The sequence below is a fragment of the Methylosinus sp. DMC45 genome (assembly GCF_056313885.1).
Genome location: NZ_JBQUZK010000047.1, coordinates 84,805 through 105,080 on the forward strand (window position 1 = coordinate 84,805; position 20,276 = coordinate 105,080).

At 63.1% G+C, this 20,276-nt stretch carries 23 protein-coding genes; 21 read left to right on the forward strand and 2 right to left on the reverse strand.

What is annotated here, in order from left to right:
- Positions 1-9 precede the first annotated feature (9 nt).
- From ACT53T_RS15310 to ACT53T_RS15360, 11 genes are all read left to right on the forward strand, one after another.
- Positions 10-1,059: a flagellar hook-associated family protein gene (locus ACT53T_RS15310; protein WP_476161843.1), complete on the forward strand. Its 1,050-nt coding sequence runs from the start codon at positions 10-12 to the stop codon at positions 1,057-1,059.
- Between the two features lie 27 nt (positions 1,060-1,086).
- Positions 1,087-1,434 (forward strand): flagellar biosynthesis regulator FlaF, encoded by a 348-nt coding sequence (gene flaF / locus ACT53T_RS15315; RefSeq protein ID WP_018264555.1) that lies wholly within the window; start codon positions 1,087-1,089, stop codon positions 1,432-1,434.
- A 7-nt stretch (positions 1,435-1,441) separates the two neighbouring features.
- On the forward strand, positions 1,442-1,852 hold the full coding sequence (flbT, locus tag ACT53T_RS15320) for a flagellar biosynthesis repressor FlbT (protein WP_018264556.1): 411 nt from the start codon (positions 1,442-1,444) through the stop codon (positions 1,850-1,852).
- Between the two features lie 19 nt (positions 1,853-1,871).
- Positions 1,872-2,291 (forward strand): flagellar hook assembly protein FlgD, encoded by a 420-nt coding sequence (flgD, locus tag ACT53T_RS15325; RefSeq protein WP_476161898.1) that lies wholly within the window; start codon positions 1,872-1,874, stop codon positions 2,289-2,291.
- Entirely contained in the window at positions 2,288-2,554 is a 267-nt protein-coding gene (fliQ, locus tag ACT53T_RS15330) for a flagellar biosynthesis protein FliQ (protein WP_018264558.1), read from the forward strand. The genes flgD and fliQ overlap by 4 nt, the downstream gene beginning before the upstream one ends.
- A gap of 46 nt (positions 2,555-2,600) precedes the next feature.
- On the forward strand, positions 2,601-4,685 hold the full coding sequence (gene flhA, locus ACT53T_RS15335) for a flagellar biosynthesis protein FlhA (protein ID WP_476161844.1): 2,085 nt from the start codon (positions 2,601-2,603) through the stop codon (positions 4,683-4,685).
- The gene (locus ACT53T_RS15340) at positions 4,685-5,434 is read left to right on the forward strand and encodes a flagellar biosynthetic protein FliR (protein ID WP_476161845.1); all 750 of its coding nucleotides are present in this window, start codon (positions 4,685-4,687) and stop codon (positions 5,432-5,434) included. The genes flhA and ACT53T_RS15340 overlap by 1 nt, the downstream gene beginning before the upstream one ends.
- Before the next feature lie 5 nt (positions 5,435-5,439).
- Positions 5,440-5,832 (forward strand): hypothetical protein, encoded by a 393-nt coding sequence (locus tag ACT53T_RS15345; RefSeq protein ID WP_476161846.1) that lies wholly within the window; start codon positions 5,440-5,442, stop codon positions 5,830-5,832.
- A 43-nt stretch (positions 5,833-5,875) separates the two neighbouring features.
- Positions 5,876-6,343, forward strand: a complete 468-nt coding sequence (locus ACT53T_RS15350) for a rod-binding protein (protein WP_476161847.1) — start codon at positions 5,876-5,878, stop codon at positions 6,341-6,343.
- A gap of 160 nt (positions 6,344-6,503) precedes the next feature.
- The gene (locus ACT53T_RS15355) at positions 6,504-6,812 is read left to right on the forward strand and encodes a hypothetical protein (protein WP_476161848.1); all 309 of its coding nucleotides are present in this window, start codon (positions 6,504-6,506) and stop codon (positions 6,810-6,812) included.
- Between the two features lie 16 nt (positions 6,813-6,828).
- The gene (locus ACT53T_RS15360; protein ID WP_400766698.1) at positions 6,829-7,296 is read left to right on the forward strand and encodes a flagellar basal body-associated protein FliL; all 468 of its coding nucleotides are present in this window, start codon (positions 6,829-6,831) and stop codon (positions 7,294-7,296) included.
- Positions 7,297-7,364: 68 nt separating this feature from the next.
- Here the strand turns inward: ACT53T_RS15360 and ACT53T_RS15365 are convergent, their stop codons facing one another.
- Complete coding sequence (locus ACT53T_RS15365) at positions 7,365-8,033, reverse strand: response regulator transcription factor (protein ID WP_024879095.1); 669 nt, start codon at positions 8,031-8,033, stop codon at positions 7,365-7,367.
- A 241-nt stretch (positions 8,034-8,274) separates the two neighbouring features.
- Here ACT53T_RS15365 and ACT53T_RS15370 point away from each other — a divergent pair, with 241 nt between their 5' ends.
- The 10 genes from ACT53T_RS15370 to ACT53T_RS15415 all read left to right on the forward strand — a co-directional run bounded on the left by ACT53T_RS15370 (position 8,275) and on the right by ACT53T_RS15415 (position 17,999).
- Entirely contained in the window at positions 8,275-8,826 is a 552-nt protein-coding gene (locus ACT53T_RS15370) for a MotE family protein (protein WP_476161849.1), read from the forward strand.
- A complete protein-coding gene (locus ACT53T_RS15375) occupies positions 8,823-9,548 on the forward strand; it encodes a flagellar basal body L-ring protein FlgH (protein WP_400766701.1) in 726 nt (241 codons plus the stop codon). The genes ACT53T_RS15370 and ACT53T_RS15375 overlap by 4 nt, the downstream gene beginning before the upstream one ends.
- A 19-nt stretch (positions 9,549-9,567) precedes the next feature.
- A complete protein-coding gene (locus ACT53T_RS15380) occupies positions 9,568-10,155 on the forward strand; it encodes a flagellar basal body-associated FliL family protein (protein WP_018264568.1) in 588 nt (195 codons plus the stop codon).
- Positions 10,152-10,886 carry a flagellar type III secretion system pore protein FliP gene (gene fliP / locus ACT53T_RS15385; RefSeq protein ID WP_400766703.1) on the forward strand — a complete coding sequence of 245 codons (735 nt, stop codon included), beginning with the start codon at positions 10,152-10,154 and terminating at the stop codon, positions 10,884-10,886. The genes ACT53T_RS15380 and fliP overlap by 4 nt, the downstream gene beginning before the upstream one ends.
- A gap of 260 nt (positions 10,887-11,146) precedes the next feature.
- Positions 11,147-12,058: a flagellin N-terminal helical domain-containing protein gene (locus tag ACT53T_RS15390; protein ID WP_400766705.1), complete on the forward strand. Its 912-nt coding sequence runs from the start codon at positions 11,147-11,149 to the stop codon at positions 12,056-12,058.
- A 333-nt stretch (positions 12,059-12,391) separates the two neighbouring features.
- Positions 12,392-13,303, forward strand: coding sequence for a flagellin N-terminal helical domain-containing protein (locus tag ACT53T_RS15395; protein ID WP_400766707.1), 912 nt, complete (start codon positions 12,392-12,394; stop codon positions 13,301-13,303).
- A 142-nt stretch (positions 13,304-13,445) separates the two neighbouring features.
- Positions 13,446-15,095, forward strand: coding sequence for a flagellar basal-body MS-ring/collar protein FliF (fliF, locus tag ACT53T_RS15400; RefSeq protein WP_476161850.1), 1,650 nt, complete (start codon positions 13,446-13,448; stop codon positions 15,093-15,095).
- Entirely contained in the window at positions 15,095-15,748 is a 654-nt protein-coding gene (locus ACT53T_RS15405; protein ID WP_476161851.1) for a hypothetical protein, read from the forward strand. Before fliF ends, ACT53T_RS15405 begins: the two co-directional genes overlap by 1 nt.
- On the forward strand, positions 15,745-16,842 hold the full coding sequence (locus ACT53T_RS15410; protein ID WP_400766712.1) for a flagellar motor protein MotB: 1,098 nt from the start codon (positions 15,745-15,747) through the stop codon (positions 16,840-16,842). Before ACT53T_RS15405 ends, ACT53T_RS15410 begins: the two co-directional genes overlap by 4 nt.
- Positions 16,839-17,999 (forward strand): hypothetical protein, encoded by a 1,161-nt coding sequence (locus ACT53T_RS15415; RefSeq protein WP_476161852.1) that lies wholly within the window; start codon positions 16,839-16,841, stop codon positions 17,997-17,999. The genes ACT53T_RS15410 and ACT53T_RS15415 overlap by 4 nt, the downstream gene beginning before the upstream one ends.
- Positions 18,000-18,561: 562 nt before the next feature.
- On the opposite strand, the gene ACT53T_RS15420 is transcribed toward ACT53T_RS15415, so the two are convergent.
- The gene (locus ACT53T_RS15420; RefSeq protein WP_476161853.1) at positions 18,562-19,044 is read right to left on the reverse strand and encodes a hypothetical protein; all 483 of its coding nucleotides are present in this window, start codon (positions 19,042-19,044) and stop codon (positions 18,562-18,564) included.
- Positions 19,045-20,276 lie beyond the last annotated feature (1,232 nt).

The window sequence follows — 20,276 nt, forward strand, 5'->3', positions numbered from 1 at the left end:
GACGGACAAATGGTCTCGATCACCTCGACCCAATCGCTCACCAACGCGTTGCGACGGTCCGTTCTCGACGTTCAGACGCAGCTCTCGAAGACTCAATCGGAAGTCTCGACTGGACGCCTCGCGGATATCGGCCTTGGTCTCGGCTCGGCGATACAGCAGGACTATTCCTACGGCTTTCACGCCGATGACCTCGCGGCCCTTACCGCGAGCAATAATGTGATCACGACGCGCCTCAGCGCGACGGATACGGCGCTCGGCTCGATCGCCAGCACCGCCCAGAATTTTTTGCAGACGCTGGTGAGCGCGCAATCTGGCGCCGGCAGCGATCCCGGCGCCATAAAGGGCTATGCGGAGACCGGGCTGAAGTCGCTGATCTCCGCGCTCGACACCAGCGTCGACGGCGTGCAGATATTCGGCGGCGTCAACACCGGCGTCGCGCCGCTCGCCGATTATTTCTCCACTCCGACATCCACCGCCAAGCAGTCCGTCGATCAGGCCTTCTTCGGCGCCTTCGGAATCGCGCAGGGAGATTCTGGGGCGAGCGCGATTACCGACCAGCAGATGCAGACCTTTCTCTCGGGGTCATTCGCAGATCTGTTCTCTTCGTCGGGATGGAGCAGCAATTGGTCCAGCGCGACGAATGAGACGGCGACGAACAGAATCTCCTTGTCGCAGACATCGGAGACCTCTGTGTCCGCCAATGCGACAGCTCTGCGCCAGCTCGCTCAGGCGTATACTATGGTCGCCGATCTCGGCGTCGATTCTCTGAGCAGCTCCGCATATCAACAGATTCTCAAGACTGCATCGGCGACAATGTCCGACGCTATCTCTGGGTTGACCAGCCTGCGAGCGACAGTCGGCGTGATGCAGAAGGGAGTCTCGGATGCGAACGACTCGCTTTCTGCGCAACGCGACATGATCACGACGCAGATCGGCTCTCTCGAAAACGTCGACCCATATGAGGCGTCGACGCGGCTGAACAATCTGACCACTCAGCTCGAGACGTCGTACACGTTGACCGGAAAGATTCAGCAGCTCACGCTGTCGAAATATATCTGAGCGCACGAATGACCCGAAGAGAACCGCATGTATCGTAATGTCTATGCTCAGACGGTCGAGGACTCCCCCGCTGTGGCGCGTGGCCGAGAGCGCGCCCTGCTCGAGCGGGCGATCCGGCTGCTCGCGGTCGCCAAGGTGAAAGGTGTACGGAGCAGCGAGTCTTTCGAGGCGACAGCGAACATGCGCCGAATCTGGACCGTGTTCATCGAGGATCTCGGCAGCGATGGAAACGCGCTTCCCGAGGCTTTGCGCGCGTCGCTTATCTCGATCGGCCTATGGATTCTTCGTGAGCTCGAGGCGATCGACTGCGGCAGGTCGGACAATTTCGACGGCGTCATCGAAATCAATCAGATGATCGCCGATGGGCTGAGCTGAGGGCGGCATGAATATTTCGTTACGGCGGGGCGAAAAGCTCTATCTCAACGGCGCAGTGATCCGCGCCGACCGAAAAGTCTGCATTGAGCTGCTCAATGACGTGACGTTCTTGCTCGAAAATCATGTCATGCAGGCGAAGGATGCGACCTCGCCATTGCGACAGCTCTATTTCGTCGTGCAGCTGATGCTGATGTCGCCGAACGACACCGCGGCGGCGTTGGACATGTGTCGCAGCATGCTCGCCTCGCTCACTGCCGCTTTTCCCGATCCGCGAATCCTCAACGGGCTGGCGCTCGCCGCGAAATATGTCGAGGACAAGCGCATGTTCGATGCGTTGAAGACGATCCGCACGCTGTTCCCATTCGAGTCCGAGATATTGGCGCCGAGCGCGGCGCAGGACAGCGGCAAAGCAGCCTGAGGAGGGCGATACAGTGACTGTGACCTCGACGACCTCCGTCACCAATGCGACCGCGACGTCGAGCACGAGCTCGAGCTCGTCGTCGTCTTCCAGCAGCTCGACGCAGACGCTGGGCTACGATCAGTTTCTCACTCTTCTCGTCACAGAGATGAAGTATCAGGACCCCACCAAGCCGATGGATCCGACCGAGACGGTTTCCCAGCTCGCGTCGTTCTCGTCGGTCGAGCAGGCGGTCAAGACAAACACGACGCTGACCTCGATCCTGAACTCCAATCTGCTCACGCAGGCCAGCTCTTTCATCGGCAAGACCGTGTCGTCTTCCGACGGCTCCACCTCGGGCGTCGTCTCCTCGGTGTCGACATCGAGCTCTGGCGTAACCGCGACGCTCACCAACGGCAAGACGATTTCTCTCGGGTCGGGCGTCACGGTGAGCGGATGAACGAGGCCGACGCGCTCGAAATCATGCAGCGCGCTATCTTCACCGTGCTCATCGTCTCGAGCCCGGTCGTCGGAGCCGCAATGGCGGTCGGCATCGTGATCGCGCTGCTTCAGGCCCTCACGCAGGTCCAGGAAATGACCTTGACCTTCGTGCCGAAGATCATCGTGATCTTCGTTGCGCTCGGGCTCTCCGCGCCATTTGTCGGCGCGCAGATTCAAGCGTTCACCGATTATGCGTATTCGCGTATCGAGAAGGGATTCTGAAGGCGGCAGCGCCCGCGACGTCGCGGGGCGCCGCTAGGAGCGAAACATGACCGACGTCGCATTGGCAGGGAGCGCCTCCGAGGGACGCGCGAAGGACGTCGGATTCGCTCTGGCGATCATCTTCATCCTCTGCATTTTCTTCCTGCCGATCCCGCCATTCCTCATCGACATCGGCCTCGCATTCTCCATTGCGCTCGCCGTGCTGATATTGATGGTGTCGCTCTGGATCCAGAAGCCGCTCGAATTCTCCGCCTTTCCGACGATTCTCCTCGTCGCGACGATATTGCGTCTCTCGCTCAACATAGCGACGACCCGCCTCATTCTCGGACATGGCGCGGAGGGAACCGCCGCGGCAGGATATATCATCGCCGGCTTTTCCAAATTGGTGATGAGCGGCGACTTCGTTATCGGCCTTACGGTCTTTTCTATCATCGTAACGGTTAATTTTTTGGTTATCACCAAGGGCGCGACGCGTATTGCCGAGGTCGGCGCGCGTTTCACGCTCGATTCGATTCCGGGCAAGCAAATGGCGATCGACGCCGATCTCTCGGCGGGGCTGATCGACGAGAAGCAGGCGCAGCTGCGGCGCCGTGAGCTGGAAGAGGAGAGCTCCTTCTTCGGCTCCATGGACGGCGCGTCGAAATTCGTGCGCGGCGACGCGATCGCCGGCCTCGTCATTCTCGCCGTCAACATTTTCGGCGGGATCGTCATCGGCGTCACGCGTCACGGCATGCCTTTGTCGAACGCCGCCGATGTGTTCACCAAGCTTTCGGTCGGCGAAGGTCTCGTCTCGCAAATTCCGGCGCTCATCGTCTCGCTGGCCGCAGGTCTGCTCGTGTCGAAGGGCGGCACGCGCGGATCGACCGAGCAGAACATCGTTCGTCAGCTCGGCAATTATCCGAAGGCGCTCTATGTCGCCTCGTCGCTGCTGTTCGTGCTCGCGATGATGCCGGGGCTTCCGCTCACGCCCTTCATGATGCTCGGCGGCGCGATGGCTTTCGTCGCCTATTCCATGCCGAAGCAGGCGGCGAAGCTTCGCGCCAGCGAGCAGGCGAAGAAGGCGGAGGACGACAGGCGCGCGCAGGCGGAAGCGAAGGATTCGATCCGCGAATATTTGAAGACGCCCGGGGTGGAGCTCTGTCTCGGCAAGCAGCTGTCCGCCCGCCTGCTGATGTCACAGGACGAGCTCGCGCATCGCGTCGGCAAGATGCGTCGCAATTTTGCGCGTCAGTATGGCTTCGTGATTCCCGAGATCAAGCTCACCGATGATCTCGCGCTGAAGCAGAAGAGCTATCAGATCAAGATTCATGGGACCGTCGTCACCACGCAGGAATTGCAGCTCGGCCAACATCTCATCATCGTCGGGCAGGGGCGCCAGCCGGATTTGCCGGGCGATGAGACGGTCGATCCCGCGTTTGGCCTCAAATCCTTCTGGATCCCCGATGCGCTCGTCGCCGAGGCGCGTCGCGAAGGGTTCGAGCCCGTCGATCCGATCTCCGTGCTGCTGACGCATCTATCGGAAGTGCTTCGCAACAATCTCTCGCAGCTCTTGTCCTATCGTGACGCGCGCATGCTGCTCGATCGTCTCGAGCCGGAATACCGCAAGCTCATCGAGGAGATGGTGCCCAATCTCATCTCGAACTCCGGCCTGCATTCCGTGCTCAAGCTGCTGCTCGCAGAACGCGTCTCGATCCGCAATCTCGATCTCATCCTCGAGGCGGTCAGCGAGGTGGTTCCCTATGCGCGGCGCGCGGAGCCGATCGTCGAGCATGTGCGCACGCGCCTCGCGCCGCAGATTTGCGGCGAGATAGCGGTGAATGGCACGCTCGGCGTGCTGCGTCTCGGTGCGCGTTGGGATCTGTTCTTCCATGAGAGCCTGCGGCGTGACGCCAAAGGCGAGATCGTCGAGTTCAACGCCGATCCGTCGCTCATCGAGCAATTCGGCCAGGAGGCGGGGGTTGCGATTCGCGAACGTATAGAGCGCGGCGACATATTCGCGGTGGTGACGACACCGGAAGCCCGGCCTTATGTGAAGATGATCGTCGGTCGTCTCTTTTCGGCGCTTCCTATTCTATCGCATCTCGAGATCGCGCGCGGCGTCGAGATCAAATCGCTCGGGACGATTTCGTGATGGGGCTGACGAGCGTCGTCACGACGCTCTTCGTGCTGTTCTGCAGGATCGGCGGCTGCATCATGACGATACCGGGCTTCGCGAGCCAAAGGGTGCCTGTGCGCGCGAGGCTGTTCATCGCGATCGGCTTGACTGTCGCATTGGCGCCCACGCTCGCCGATGTCGTCACGCCGGTGGTGGCGAACGCCACGCCGGGCGGCGTTCTCTTCGTCGTCCTCGGCGAGCTCGTCATCGGCGTTCTGATCGGCTCGATGGCGAGGCTCTTCTTCTTCGCGCTGGAGACGATGACGACGGCGGCCGCGATGACGACCGGGCTCGGAAATATTTTGGGAGCGGCGATCGAGGAGACCGAGACGCTGCCGGCGATGAGCTCCTTCATCATGCTCGGCGCGACGACGCTGGTCTTTGTGATGGATCAGCATTGGGAGATGATACGTGGCCTCTTCGCCTCCTATTCCGCAATTCCTGTGAGGGACGGAATGCCGGCGGATGGCTTGTTGCGGGAATATTCGAATGTGCTGTCGCAGTCGTTTCTGCTCGCGTTGCGCATCAGCAGTCCGTTTCTTTTGTTCGGCTTCATCGTCAATCTGGCCTTCGGCTTTCTCAATCGCATGACGCCGTCGGTGCCGGTTTATTTCGTTTCGACGCCGCTGCTGATCGGGCTCGGCATCTATTGGTTCTATGTGATGGCGGATGATTTCTTCACGGCTTTCGCCTCGGCGTTCGGCGCTTGGCTCTTGTCGGGATAATGGCGATGAATTGGAAAAATCAGCGGCGGATTCTCGCAGTCCATGAGCAATTGCATCGCATAGAGATGGGGCGCCTGTCTCGGCTCGAGCGGAGGGCGCGCGAGCTGAAGGAGGAAGAGACGCGGATCGTCGAATGCCTCGACGGCAATCGCAATTTGATCGCGCTCTTTCCAGAAGTGGTGCTGCAAAGGCTGAAGGCCAATATTCGTCAGCAGCAGGAGCTTCGCACGGAGGTCGATCGGCAGACGAATGTGACCTTGGAGCAGGCCAAGCGCGTCAAGCAGGCGGAACGGCTCGTCGCCGACGCCGAGATGGAGCGCGACAAAGCGATGGAGCTCGAGGCGCTGCGCGAGGTGATCGAGCATTATGCGACGCCGCGCGACTTCAGCGCGCCGTAAGTCTGCGCGTGTAGAAAAGTCGTAGTCGAAGGATTGGAGACCGATGTCGATTTTTCCCGCTACCGATCTTGTCACGGAAGTCGCCAGAGCCGCAGATCCTGCTCGTCGTAATGCCGCGGTCACGCGCCTCAGCGACGTCTCTAACGCCACGCCGAGCAATGTCGATGGGTTCGCGGCCATTGTCGCGGACAATGGCAAGGCGTCGAAATCGGCCGAGCCGTTCGTCGCTGCGCCGATGGTTCGGGATGAGACCGCGGCGGCGACGCGGGCGACGATTCGACCTGGCGAGGCGACGCAGAAGTTCGAGGCCTTCATCATTCAATCGTCGCTGGAGGCGATGCTGCCGAAGTCGGAAAACGGCTATTTCGGTCATGGGACCGCGGGCGATGTATGGCGCTCGATGATCGCCGAGCAGATCGGCGATCAGGTCGCGAAGGCGGGCGGTCTCGGGCTGCGCAAGTTGCTCGATCACAATTTGGTTTCGAGCGGCGAGCGCACAAAGACGTCATGAGGCCGCCGACTCTCTCGGCGACCGTGATTGGACTCGGTTCGAATGGATATGGGACATGGCTGCGCATCGATATAGCGATGAGAGAATGAGTGGAGCGCCGTTTCGGAGCGATCATGCTCAGGAGGCGCGGCGTGCGGCGTTTGTTGGTTGCGTCGATCGATTGACGCGGTTGATCGAGCGCGAGACCGAAGCATTGCGATCACGCGCCAATGTCGACTTCGAGGATTTCAACGCGCGCAAGACGCACGCGCTGCTGGAGTTTTCGCGCGCCTCGAGAGCCTATGCGGCGCCGCGTTCGCCGGCGATCGAAGCCAAGGTGGAGCTGCTGCGGGAAACGCTCGTCGAAAATGGAAAGCTGCTGGAACGGCGCCTTCGCGCGATGCGGGAAATCGCCGGCATCATGATCTGCACAATCGAGCTGGCGGAATCCGACGGAACCTATTCCACGAGAGCGTCGGTGGAACGCTGATTTTGGAGCCCCATCGATGATGCGCATGGTTTTGATCGGGATATGGGCCTGCGTGGTGACGCTCGGCTCGACTTTCGGCGCGTCCTATTGGAAATCGCATCGCGGCGCACCTGGCGAGGCCGCGCAGCATGCGGAAAAGCTCGAGGTGAAGAAGGTCAAGCCGATCACCGTTCCTATCATTTCGGAAGGGACGCTCAAGGGCTATATTTCGGCGGAGTTCGCTTATGTCGTCGAGGCGTCGAACAAGGGCGGGCACGGCGGCGGCGGCGCGCCGGTCGACGCCGACAGCTATGTGATGGACGAGGCGTTTCGTCGGCTCTATGCGGATAATAATCTCGATTTTCGGCGAATTGAAAAATACGATCTCAATTCGCTGACGAAGGAGCTCACCAAGAGCATCAATCAGCGGCTCGGCGGCGAGCTCGTGCGCGAGACATTGGTCAAGAGCTTCGCCTTTGTCCCGAAAGACGATATCCCGCACTGAAAAAAAAGGCCGGCCGGCGAAACGCCGGCCTGCGCCTTTTCTCTTCTCTCACTTAATCGAAGCTTGCTTCAGCCGACCATCATGTAGCCGAGGAAGCGTTGCGAATCGATCGGGTCATAGCCGAGGCGCGCACGCAGCTTCTTGCGCAGCTTGCTCACATGGCTCTCGACGACATTCTCCTCGACCACATCGTCGAAGAGACCATAGACCGCATTGAAGATTTGCGACTTGGTCAGACGGCGACCGCGATTCATCACGAAATATTCGAGAATCCTGCGCTCGCGCCGCGGCAGGTTGAAGGGCTCTCCGCGCACCAGCGGATCGCGCCCGTCGAAGAACACCTGCATAGGCCCGACCACCGCATGGTCGCGACGCGTCTCGGCGCGGCGGCGAATGGCGTAGACGCGCGCGAGAATCTCTTTCACGTGAATCGGCTTGCGCACGACATCGTCGACGCCGGCCGTGAACAGGCCGAGCGTCTGCTCGAGCGACGGCGCCTCGTTCATCGCGATGACGGGCGCCTGAGATCGCTTGCGAATGAGCTTCGGCAGCTCCTCGCGCTCCGGGCACTCCCCGATCAGAAAGGCCTCCACCGCGAGCATGTCGGTCTCGACCGCGGAGTCGACCCAATCGATGAACTGCCCGGAACAGAACCCCGCCGAGGAGATTCCCTCCTGGCCGAAGTGGCGCGCATACCCACTCGTCACCAGTTCACGCTCATCGACGATTATGAACATTGCCGTCCCCTTGACATCTGTCTCGCCCTGGCAATCTGCGCGAATCATTATATGGACTACTTAGCCGCATCGATTCCGCGGCGTCAACGAAATAGTAACCATATAAAGTAATGCTTTCTTAATCAGCCTTGCATGCCGCGCCCGCGGCGTGGCGCGACGCGTGCAAGCCACACGCAAGGCGGATCGGTCAGCCTGATGTCTGTCGAAGATAGGCGTCGAGCCAGATCCCGGGCCAGATCCAATGTCAAATTTGCGAAAGGCGCTCCCGCTCGTCGCCGCGGCGGCGTTCGTCTCATGCGCCTTCGCCGTCGGGGCGGAGCAGAAGAAGGCTGAGCCTGTCGCCAAGGAGGAGCCGCCGCGGGCGCGAGAGGCGCGCGCCGCGCCGCCGCCCCCCGATGCGCGGCAATATTGCTCCGACATAGCGGCCGCCGCCGGCGCCGCTCGCAATGCGCGGCAGGAGAAGGAGCTGCTCGACATAGAGCAGCGAATCGCCAAGCGCACCGCCGAGCTCGAAGCCAAGCGCGCGGAGCTGCAGGATGTGCTCGACCGCTACGACACGCTGCTGAAGCAGACGGACGAGCGGCTGGTCTCGATCTATGGACGCATGCGGCCGGAAGCCGCCGCCGCGCAATTCGCGAATATGGAGGAGGACATGGCGGCGGCCATGCTCATGCGGCTGCAGCCCAAGCAGTCCAGCGCGATTCTCAATGAGATGGAGGCCTCTCGCGCCGTCGTGCTGACCAAGAAGGTAGCCGCTCTGTCGAGCCTCGTCGGCGGCGGAAAGAAGCAATGAAGCGTCTCGCCATAGCGATCGGCTCGGCGCTGGCGCTCGCCGGATGCGCCACTGACCCGCGCGACATCGGGCGCGAGCCGCATATGAGTCCCGTGGGCAGCGGCTTTTCCGCCTATGACGATCAGCTGCCGACCGGCTCGGTGCGCCCGCCGGCCCTCGGGCCGCAGATGCGGCTCGATGAGAACCGGGTCAATCTCTATCGCGACGTTCGCGCGATGACGGTCGGCGATGTCGTCACCGTCAACATATCTATGGACGACAAGGCGGTGCTCGGCAATTCGACCGATCGCTCGCGCGACTCCAAGGTCAAGACGACCTGGTCGTTCCTGTTCGATTTCCTCGCCGGCGCGTCATCGGCTCCGCCGGAACGCAAATGGACCGGCACGGTCAATAATGATCTGCAGTCCAGCAGCTCGACGCAGGGGCAGGGGTCGATCAATCGCTCGGAGCAGATTCGGCTTTCGATCGCCGCCGTCGTCACCGCGGTTCTGCCCAATGGCAATCTCATGCTGCGCGGATCGCAGGAGATCCGCGTGAATTACGAGCTGCGCGTGCTGACCATCGCCGGCATCGCGCGGCCGCGCGACATCGGCAAGGACAATATGATCTCCTACGACAAGATCGCCGAGGCGCGCGTCTCCTATGGCGGACGTGGGCGATTGACGGAGGTGCAGCAGCCCGCATGGGGCCAGCAGGCCTACGACATATTCGCGCCGTTCTGAGACAGGAAGGGGAAGGATCGTGGCCGCGCCGCCTGGCATAACCACCGCCGCCGAAACGCATTCGTCTTCCTCCGGCCAGCTGGCGCTCGCGCTCATCGTCGCGACGGTTCTCGGCGCCGGAGGCGGGGGCTTTTTGGGCTTCACGCTGACCGGCGATCCGTCCACGGCCGCCAAGCCCGGCGAGCCGGTCCCGGCCGAGAGCGCGGCGCCGAAAAAAAGCGCGGAGCCTGCGGATAAGGGACATGGCGCGCAAGGTCATGGCGGACATGGCGCCGCTGCGCCGGCCGAAGGCGCGAAGGATGCGCCGCAGGCGAAGATGAAGCTCAAGGAGCTCACGCCGATCGTCACCAATCTCGCCTCGCCGGAAACCGGATGGGTGCGTCTGCAGGCGTCGATCGTCTACGACTCCCAAGCCGTGCCGCAGCCGGACATATTGATCTCGCAAGTGACCGCGGACATCGTCGCCTTTCTGCGGACGATGACGCTCGCCTCTCTGGAAGGCTCGGACGGACTGCGGCGCCTGCACGAAGATCTGACCGATCGGGCGGCGACACGGTCCGAAGGACATATTCAGGAGGTCATCATTCAAGCCCTGGTCGTTCAATGAAGCGCGCCGCCGCGATCCTTCTTCTTCTCCTCCTCGCGCCGACCGCCGCTCTGGCGCAGGGGTTCGATCTCAATGCTCTGCTGCCTGCGGGAGGCGGCGCAGCCAGCGGCAGGATCGTGCAGATCCTCGTTCTGCTGACGGTGCTCTCCATCGCGCCCGGCCTGCTCATCATGGTGACGAGCTTCACCCGCTTCGCCATCGCGCTGTCGTTTTTGCGCAGCGGCTTGGGGCTGCAGAGCACGCCGGCCAATCTCGTGCTCATCAGCCTCGCGCTGTTCATGACCTTCTATGTGATGGCGCCGACTTTCGACACGGCCTGGAAGGACGGGCTGAAGCCCTTGATGGACAATAAGATCACCGAGGTGGAGGCGTTCGAGAAAATCTCGCAGCCATTCCGCAAGTTCATGATCGCCAATGTGCGCGACAAGGACATCAAGCTGTTCGAGAATTTGACCAAGGACAAAGGGACGACCGGAGACTATGAGAAGATCGGTCTCCAGGTTCTCGCGCCCGCCTTCATGATCTCCGAGCTGCGCCGCGGCTTCGAGATCGGCTTTCTCATCGTGCTGCCCTTTCTCGTCATCGACATGGTGGTCGCGGTTATCACAATGTCGATGGGCATGATGATGCTGCCCCCGACCGCCATCTCCTTGCCGATCAAAGTGCTGTTCTTCATTCTCATCGACGGGTGGAATCTCCTCGTCGGCAGCCTCATCCGCTCCTACGGCTGAGGCGCGCCCCAGGGAGCGCCGGCCCCGCAGCGCGGCTCCAAATCCCTGTTAGCCCTTCATTAATCGCATTCTCCGCGACTTGTGGCGATCCTCCTCCCTGCGTGTAATATCCGATTGTCGAGCGCCGCCGTGCGAAACCGCAGGCGCGCCGTCGACAGAGTTCTTCGGATAGGGCCGGGCGCCCAAGGCATGATGCCGCTTCCGTCGAGCCGGTGAATTTCCGGGATGTCGCGTTCACCTCATCCAAGGATCGACGAGTCATGTCCAGCATTTTGACCAACGCCTCCGCCATCACCGCTCTGCAGTCGCTGCGCACGGTCCAGTCCTCCCTCGCCTCGACCCAGAAAGAGATTTCGACGGGCCTGAAAATCTCGTCGGCGGCCGACAACGCCTCGACCTGGTCGATCGCCGAAACGATGAAGTCCGACCAGGGCGTCCTCTCGACGATCAGCGACTCGCTGTCGGTCAGCTCCTCGGTGCTCAACGTCGCCAATGTGGCGGTGACCAACGCCATTTCGGTCATCAACAACATCAAATCCGCGGTGGCGCAGGCTTCCCAGCCGGGCGCGGATCTGGCGAAGATCGGCACGAGCCTCACGGGCCTCAGCGATCAGCTCAAGAGCATCGTGACCTCCGCGAATTTCAACGGCTTGAATCTGCTCGACGGCTCGCGGAGCAACTTCAACTCCATCGCTTCCTACAGCGACGGAAACGGCGGCACGGCCTCTTCGCTGAACACCATCAATCTCAACGCGACCGCGCTGATCGGCGGCGGCGGCGCGAGCCCGGCGGTCGCGGCCGGCGGCGGCATATTGGAGGCGGCTCAGGCCACCGGCGCGACCTCGGCGACGGACTTCACCAACCTGTCGCAGACCAACGTTTCCTCCTCCTCGAACATCGCCGACACTCTGTCGAACGCCGATAAGTCGATTGCGGATTTGACGAAATACGCCGCGCAGATCGGCGCCGCGCAGACGAGCGTGACCGGTCAGGCCGCCTTCATCAAGACGCTGAACGACGGTCTGACGCAGGGCGTCAGCTCGCTGGTCGACGCCGACATGAACCAAGCTTCGACCCGCCTGCAGGCTCTGCAGACGCAGCAGCAGCTCGGCGTTCAGTCGCTGTCGATCGCCAATCAGAACAGCCAGATCATCCTGCGCCTGTTCCAGTAATACGCCGCCTTCCTCCTTTTACCGGCTGGAAGCCGCGCCCTTCGGGGCGCGGCTTTTTTTTGTCTCGCGCCAGCGCCGGACGCTTGGCCCGCTTAGACCTTTGTTAAGGTTATCTAGTTAGGTTAACCACCGTGCAGGCTGTGCTGTAACCGTCGAGACCGCAACGGTTTCGACGGGTCGTCGAGTGGATTGGCTCCCGCGATGTGGCGCTCCGCCGATGACTGCTTCGGATAGGGCTCCCGAGCCCAAAGGCATGATGCCGTTTCCGTCGAGCCGGTGAAATTCCGGGATGCCATTCGTCACTAGTTTCACCCCAAAAGGGATCGATGAGTCATGTCCAGCATTCTCACTAACCCCTCGGCTATCACGGCCCTTCAGTCGCTGCGGGCGACGCAGCACGCGCTTGCGAACACGCAGAAGGAAGTCTCGACGGGCCTGAAGATTTCGAGCGCCGCCGACAACGCCTCCACCTGGTCGATCGCCGAGACGATGAAGTCCGATCAGGGCGTGCTGTCGACGATCGGCGATTCGATGACGGTGAGCTCATCGCTTCTCAATATCGCCCAGACCGCCGTCACCAATGCGATCTCGGTGCTGAACAACATCAAGTCGGCGGTCGCGCAGGCGGCGCAGCCGGGCGCCGATACGGCGAAGATCGGCACGAGCCTGACCGGCCTCAGCAATCAGCTGAAGAGCATTGTCGCCTCGGCGAGCTTCAACGGCCTCAATATTCTCGACGGCTCGCAGTCTTCCTTCGCCTTCATCGCCTCTTACACGGATGGCGGCGGCTCGACCGCTTCGGCGCTCAACACGATCAATCTCACGGCGACCGCGCTGATCGGCGGCGGCGGCGCTTCGCCTGCGGTCGCGGCCGGCTCGGGCATTTTGGAAGCCGCGCAGGGAACCGGCGCGACCGCCGCGACCGATTTCACCAATCTGTCCGCGACGGATGTCGCTTCGAACGCGGTCATCACCGATTCGCTGACCAACGCCGACAAGGCGATCTCCGATCTCACCAAATATGCCGCGCAGATCGGCGCGACGCAGACGACGGTCACGGGCCAGGCCGCTTTCGTCAAGACCTTGAACGAGGCGCTCACCAATGGCGTCAGCTCGCTCGTCGACGCCGATATGAACGAGGCCTCGACGCGCCTGCAAGCTCTGCAGACCCAGCAGCAGCTCGGCGTGCAATCCCTATCGATCGCCAACCAGAACAGCCAGATCATCCTCAAGCTGTTCCAGTGACGATTTCGACGATCCGAGCAAGGGTCTCGCCGCCGTCGGCGAGGCCCTTCCTCGTCTGAGCCGAGACGATCGGCAAAGTTCGCGCAAGCCACCGGCGTCACATTGGGGAACCGCATCGCGTCAACCCGATGAAACGCCCCCGATGGATCGCCTTATTCAGCTGCGAGACAATCTGCTCGGACTTGGTCCCCGCAAGCTCGCCGCCCTTGCCATGATCTTTGTCCTCGTCCTGGCGGTGACCGGGGTCGGGGCCTATTATCTTTCACGTCCGAATTTCGAGGTGCTCTACGCCGGCCTCGATCGAGAGGATGTGAGCCGCATCGGCGCCGCCTTGAAATCGAGTGGAATTCCATTCGATATCAACCCGGAAGGCAACGCCGTCTCGGTCCATTACGGCCAGACCGCCCAAGCGCGCATGATGCTCGCCGAGCGAGGCCTGCCTCAGAGCGCCAACGCCGGCTACGAGCTGTTCGACAAGGTCGGCTCGCTCGGTCTCACCTCCTTCATGCAGGAGGTGACGCGCATACGCGCGTTGGAAGGCGAGCTCGCGCGAACGATTCAGCTGATTCGCGGCGTGAAGGCGGCGCGCGTGCATATCGTGCTCGCCGACGAGGGTTCGTTCCGCCGCGCCAAGCAGCCGCCCTCCGCCTCCGTCGTCATTCGCACGGAGAGTCCCGACGACTCCAAAGCCGCGCATGCGATCCGGCATCTCGTCGCCGCCTCCATTCCCGGCATGACGGTCGATCAGGTCACGGTGCTCAACACCGACGGCATGCTGCTCACCACCTCCGAAGGCGATGAGAACGACGCCGTGCCGGGCAAGACGCTCACCCTCGAGCGCACTGTCGCCAAGGATATTCAGGACAATATCCGTCGCACCCTCACGCCCTATCTGCGCTTGTCCAATTTCCAGGTGAGCGTGCGAACGCGCATCAACACGGATCGCAAGCAGACCAATGAGACGATCTTCGATCCCGAGTCGCGGGTCGAGAGATCGGTGCGCGTCGTCAAGGAGAATTCGACGTCGCAGAACAACAGCACCACCGGCTCCGCCGGCGCGGATCGCAACATCCCGCAGGACAATAAGCAGGCCGCATCCGAGGGCAAGCAGTCCAACGACGAGAACAAGAAGAATGAGGAGCTCACCAATTTCGAGCTCTCGTCCAAAACGATCACCACGGTCAGCGGCGGCTACACGGTCGAGAACATCTCTATCGCCGTGCTGGTCAATCGCGCCAGCCTCGGCGGGCCCGGCAAGGATGCGCCGAAGCCGGAAGCCGTCGAGCGGCAGATCAAGGAGATCGAGCAATTGGTCTCGACGGCCGCCGGCCTGCACAAGGAGCGTGGCGACACTGTAAAAGTCTCGGCCGTCGAGTTCATGCCGAATGAGAATGACATGGGTCCGGTCGAGGCGCCCGGCTGGGCCGACGCGCTCACCCATCAGCTGGGCTCCGTCATAAATGCGCTGGCGCTGATCGCCGTCACTGTGATGCTCGTCATCTTCGGCTTGCGTCCCGCGACGCGCGCGCTGCTCGCGGAAACGCCGAGTGTGGCGCTCGCCGAAAACGACTCGCCCATGCTCGATCTCGATGGCGGCATAGAGCTGCCCTTCACGCCGCTCGAGGCGCCAGAATTCACAATGGCGGCGGCGGTCGATACGGGGCTGATCGAGGATATCGCCGATCAGGAGAAATTCACCCAGCAGAAGCGGCTCGAGCGGCTGATCGAGGCCGATGAGATGCAGGCGGTCGCAATTCTGAAGCAATGGATGTATGCGGAAGGTCGCGTTTGATGGCGCGCTCGGTCGCCTTCTATCTCCCTTGCTTCGACGAGTCGCCGAAAATCCTCGCGCCCGAGCCGCCGCCGCCGCTCGCGCCCGAATTCGACGAGCCCGAGCCGGCGATCGACATTCCAGAGCCCGAGCCGGAGGACATCCGACCCGTTCTCACCGATGAGCTGCGCGAGCAATTGCTCGCCGAGGGGCGCGCCGCCGCCCAGGCCGAATGCGACGAGACGGTCGCGCGCGAGCGCGCCGTCGTCGCGCAGCGGCTGGAGGAGGAGCGGCGCCGCTGGTCGCGCGAGGAAGGCGAGCGGCTCGGTCGTGAATTTCGCGACTCGCTCGGCCGCTACTCCGCGCGCATCGGCGAAGATGTCGAGCGCATTCTCGAGCCATTCGTGGTGCGCGAGATCAGAGAGAAGATGCTCGTCGCTCTCATGGACACTTTGCGCATCCTCATCGCCGATCGGGAAAGTCCGGTGATTCACCTCAGCGGGCCGGTGGATCTGCTCGAGGCGATCTGCGCCAAGCTGAATGGCGAGGACATCGCCACCAAGATAGAGGAAGTCGGCGGGGTCGACGTGCGCGCGCGACTCGACGCCACGACGATCGAGACGCGTCTCGGCGAATGGATGGCGCAGCTGCGCGAAGGGGATGACGCCGCATGAGCGACCACGAGGAAAGCGAGATCATCTTCATTCGCAAGAAGCATGGCGATGAGGAGGAAGGGCATCACGGCGGCGTCTGGAAGCTCGCCTTCGCCGACTTCATGACGGCTATGATGGCCTTCTTCCTGGTGATGTGGCTCATCAATTCGACATCGAAGGAGACCAAGGCGGCGATCGTTCAATATTTCAATCCTGTTCAGCTCATCGACTCGAATCCCGCGCATAAGGGGCTGCGTGATCCGGCCGAAGCGGGGCAGGGCAAGAGCCAGCAATCCAGCACCGCGCCGGACAAGGGCGCGCCAGCCTCTGCGCCGCCGGCTTCTGCGGAGAAGGAGAGTCCGCAGCACGAAGCCGCGCTCCTCTATGATCCGATGTCGACTCTCGACGAGATCGACAAAAAGTCGGCGCAGCCTTCGTCCTTCGGCGATCCCTTCGATCGCAGCGCCCATGGCGTCGGCTATGTGGACGAGCGTATCGAGGACAGCGGCTCGCCCGACAAATCGACGACGGCCGAGCCGTTGGAAGGTCCGCGCGCGAAGCCGGCGCCGTCGACGCCGCAGAGCAAGTCTCCGGCGCAGCCTCCGCGCGGAGCGGCTTCGGCGCCCGCCGAGGACAAGAAGGGCGAGGCTTCGGCCGCGAGCGTGAAGGCCGCAGTGGAGAAGGTCGTCAAAGCGGAGCTCGCCGCTCTGCGCGCCGCGCCGCATGTCGAGGTTGCGGAGACGTCCGAGGGATTGCTCATCAGCCTGACCGATGACGTCAATTTCTCGATGTTCGCCGTGGGCTCTGTCGAGCCGCGGCCGCAGGCGGTTCGCATCATCGGCCAAATCGGCCAGCTTCTCGCCAAGCAGAGCGGCGAGATCGAGCTGCGCGGACACACGGACGGGCGATCGTACAAATCGGCCACCTATGACAATTGGCGCCTCTCGTCCGATCGCGCCAACATGGCCTATTACATGCTCGTGCGGGGCGGGTTTCCCGAGAAGCGCGTGGTGAAAATCGCCGGCTATGCCGATCGCCGGCCGAAGACTCCCAAAGAGCCGCTCGCGGCGGTCAATCGCCGCATCGAAATTTTGCTGCGCAGGAGCGAGCGTTGAAGATAACCGTGCGCGCCGTCATTCTCGCTGCTGGGCTGATCTTTGGTCCGACCTGTTGCGCCGACGCCGGCGAGCTCACCGAGCAGGTGCGCGCGCTCAACACTCTGCAAGGCTCGATGGTGCAGGGCGCCGCTGGCGCAAGAGGCGCCATTCCCGCGCAGATCGAGCGCATAGAGCAGGTCGTCGCGTCGCTCGAGGCGGATGATTGGAAGCAAAAGAGCAATTCCGTCGCCGCAGCGATCTTTCTGTTCTGCGGTGGACCCTCGCGCTCGATCCGAAAGATTCTCGACGCGCATCTCATCCCCGATACGGACGCGCCCCTCGTCGCCGGCGCTGTCGCCTATGCGGAAGGACGTAATGAAGAGGCCGCCAAGCTGCTGACCCCGATCGATGCGCGCGCGCAGACGGACACGCTCGCCGCGCATCTCGCCTTGATTCAAGGCGGACTGCTGATCGGCTCCGATAAGGCGAAGGCGCGCGAGCTGTTCGATCTCGCACGTCTGCTGATGCCGAGCTCTCTCGTCGAGGAGGCCGCGCTGCGACGCGAGATGTCGATCGTCGATGTGACGCAGGATTCCACCAAATTTCTCGTGCTCGGCCGTCGCTATGGCGCGCAATACGCCAAATCGCCCTTCTCGCGCAATTATTGGGACGAAATGCGCGCTGCGACGCTGCGCGCGGCGGCCAATGGCGATAATTCGCGCTTGAGCGAATTTCGCGGTCTGCTGAAAAGCGCTTCGCCAGGATTGCGCTTCGAGACTCATATGGGAGTCGCGCGGCAAGCGATTTTGAGCGGCCGCGTCGCTCTCGCGACCACCGAGACGCAATATGCGGGTCCGCTCGCCGACACGCCTGCGGCGCGCGCGCGTGTGGAGCTGTATCGCGCCGCCATCGCCGGGCTCGCCGGCGAGTTCGAGACGGCGGAAGCGGAGTTTCAGAAAATCGACCCGAGAATTCTCCCTTCGGCCGATGTCGAGGTTCGCAATATCGTGACCGCTGCGATCAGCCGTCTTCAGGGCGTCACGGACGGCGTCTCTTCCGCTGCGGCGACGCCGCCGGCGCAAGAGGAGCTGCGACCCGATTCGATGGTCGAGCGCACGGCGCAACAGGCTTTGAGCGACGCCGACGCGCTGTTGCAGCGGGCGACACGCAGATGACGCTCGACGCTCTCTTTCCCAATCTTCACGCTACGCGTGTTCTCGGCCGATCGGCCGATGCGGCTTCGCCCGGGCAGCGCGAGTCCGAGGCGACGGACGCAGATCAATTCGCTTCGCTGCTCTCCGATCTCGACGATCGAAGCGCCGCTTCCTCGCGCGTCCCCGTCTCGGAAGCGACGACAGATCATAGGGCGGCTGACGCCGCGGAGGCTCCGGCCGCCGAGGCGACGAGCAATGCGCCGGCGCCGATGCAGACTTTCGTCGCGATCCCGGCCTTCGACATGAGCTGGCGACCCGCCGCCGATACGCAATCGGCCCCGGCGCCGGCCGGCGCCGTCTCCACCGACGGCGCGTCGGCGCCGATGCGCGACGAAGCGAGCGCGTCGCAAGCCGAACGCGGTGGGAACGAGACTCCGCGCTCTCTATCGGCTCCCGCGATTTCGCCGCGACCGAGCACGATCGAGTCCGACAGGCCCGTCGCGGCGAGCGCAGGCGCCGATGCGCCGACGGAGGCTTCGACCTCCGATCCGGCGCCCTCGTTGCAGCAGCCGGACAAAGGCGATCAGGCCGCAGGGCCGCGCGTCGGCTCATTCGGCGAGGCGCCGGCGATCGCGTCGCCGATTGGCGCGTCCAGCAGGCGATCCGATATCGTCTCGCAGTCGGCGGCTTCCGCGATGCAAGCGTCGTCGGAGGGGCGGGACGAAGCTTCGCGCCCATCCGCATCGCGACCCGCCTCCTCTTTGTCCTCGGACTCGACCGTCGGTAGGCGCGCCGTCGCTTCGGAATCCAATGTCGTGACGTCGCGCGATCTCGGGGCTTTCTCGCTCGACGATGACGAGGCCGCCGTCGCCACGACGCCCGAGCCGCGCATCGCTTCGGCCGCATCCGTCTCGTCGGCGCCCGCGCCGGCGCCGAGCGCGGCTGCGGCGCAGCGACGTTCGCCCTCGTCCTTGGCGGCGAATGTGCAAACCGAAGCCTCCTCTTCGGTCCAAGCTCCCCTGCGAGAGACGACCACGCCGCAGCCGGTCTCTGCTTCGACGGCCACGACTTCGACCGCCGGCCCTTCGATGCGCGCGGAAGCCCCGCGCGTGAATTTCGCTCCCGACGATGCGCCTGTTTCGGGGCCGCCCGCCGGCGAAATGCGCGTGGAGCGCGGCCTCGACAATCGCGTATCGGCGCAGGCGATCGGAAACGACTCTCTCGTCCCGAATTCGACGGCGCCGACAGAAGCCGCCGACAATCTGCGGAATAGCCGGCCGTCGTCGGGGGCTGAGATTTCCGCCTCTTCGATCGCCACGCCGATTGTTCAGCGAGGCGTATCGCCCACAGCGACGCCGGCTTCGACGCCGCAGTGGGCTTCCTCCAGATTTGCTTCGTCGAACAATTCGGTCCCCACGGCCGTGACGATCGGGGCCGCGCGTTCATCGACGGCCGAAGCGCTCGCCGCGTCGGAGGAGGCGGCTTCCGAGCCCGCGCCGAATGATATTTCGTCGACGCTCGACGGCAATGAGGCGACGACGCAGAGAGAGTCGCCGCTGGCCGCTTCTTCGTCGTCCGGGCAAGCGCCTATAGCGACGCGAGCCGCCAGCGTGAATATGCGCGCGGATCCCATTGCGTCCTATGCCTATCGTGAGCCCTCGCCAACGGCGCCGGCTGCGGCCGAGACGCAAGCGCCGCCGCGGATGTGGAGTTCGGACGACAGCGTCCGCGAGGCGGCGGTCGCTCGCACGAGCGACTTCGCTCCATTCGATTTGCGTGATCCGGCGCGTCCGCCGGTTTCGACCTCTTCGCAAGGGAGCGCGGCGAATCCGACAACGAACTCCATTGCCGCGCTCGACTCGTCGCCGATCGACGCTACGACAGGCGACGCGGCTCCGGCGCCCTCCGCTCTATCGCGCTCCGGTGCGGCGCTTCGCTCGTCGCAGGCGCCCTCCGATGACCGAGCGCCCGCCGTCGTTGACCGATCTTTGCTCGGGCAGGGCGCGGAAGCGCTTTCGTACGTCGCATCACAGGGGGACGCTTTCGCCGCCGCCGCACCGAGATCGCAGAGCGTCGCGACCGCCGACGTCCCCGCGTACCGGTCCTTCGAGCTTCGCGGCGACGTATCGCAGCCGGGCCTCGATTCGCTTCGGCAGTCGCGATCGGCGAATGCTTCGTCGCAATTCGATGTCGCGCCCTCGGCGTCGTATGCCGCTAGCGACATGCGCGGGACGCCCTCCGACGATTTCGTCGGCGTCCCGACGACGGAAGAAGACAATGTGAGCTTCGTCGCGCCGT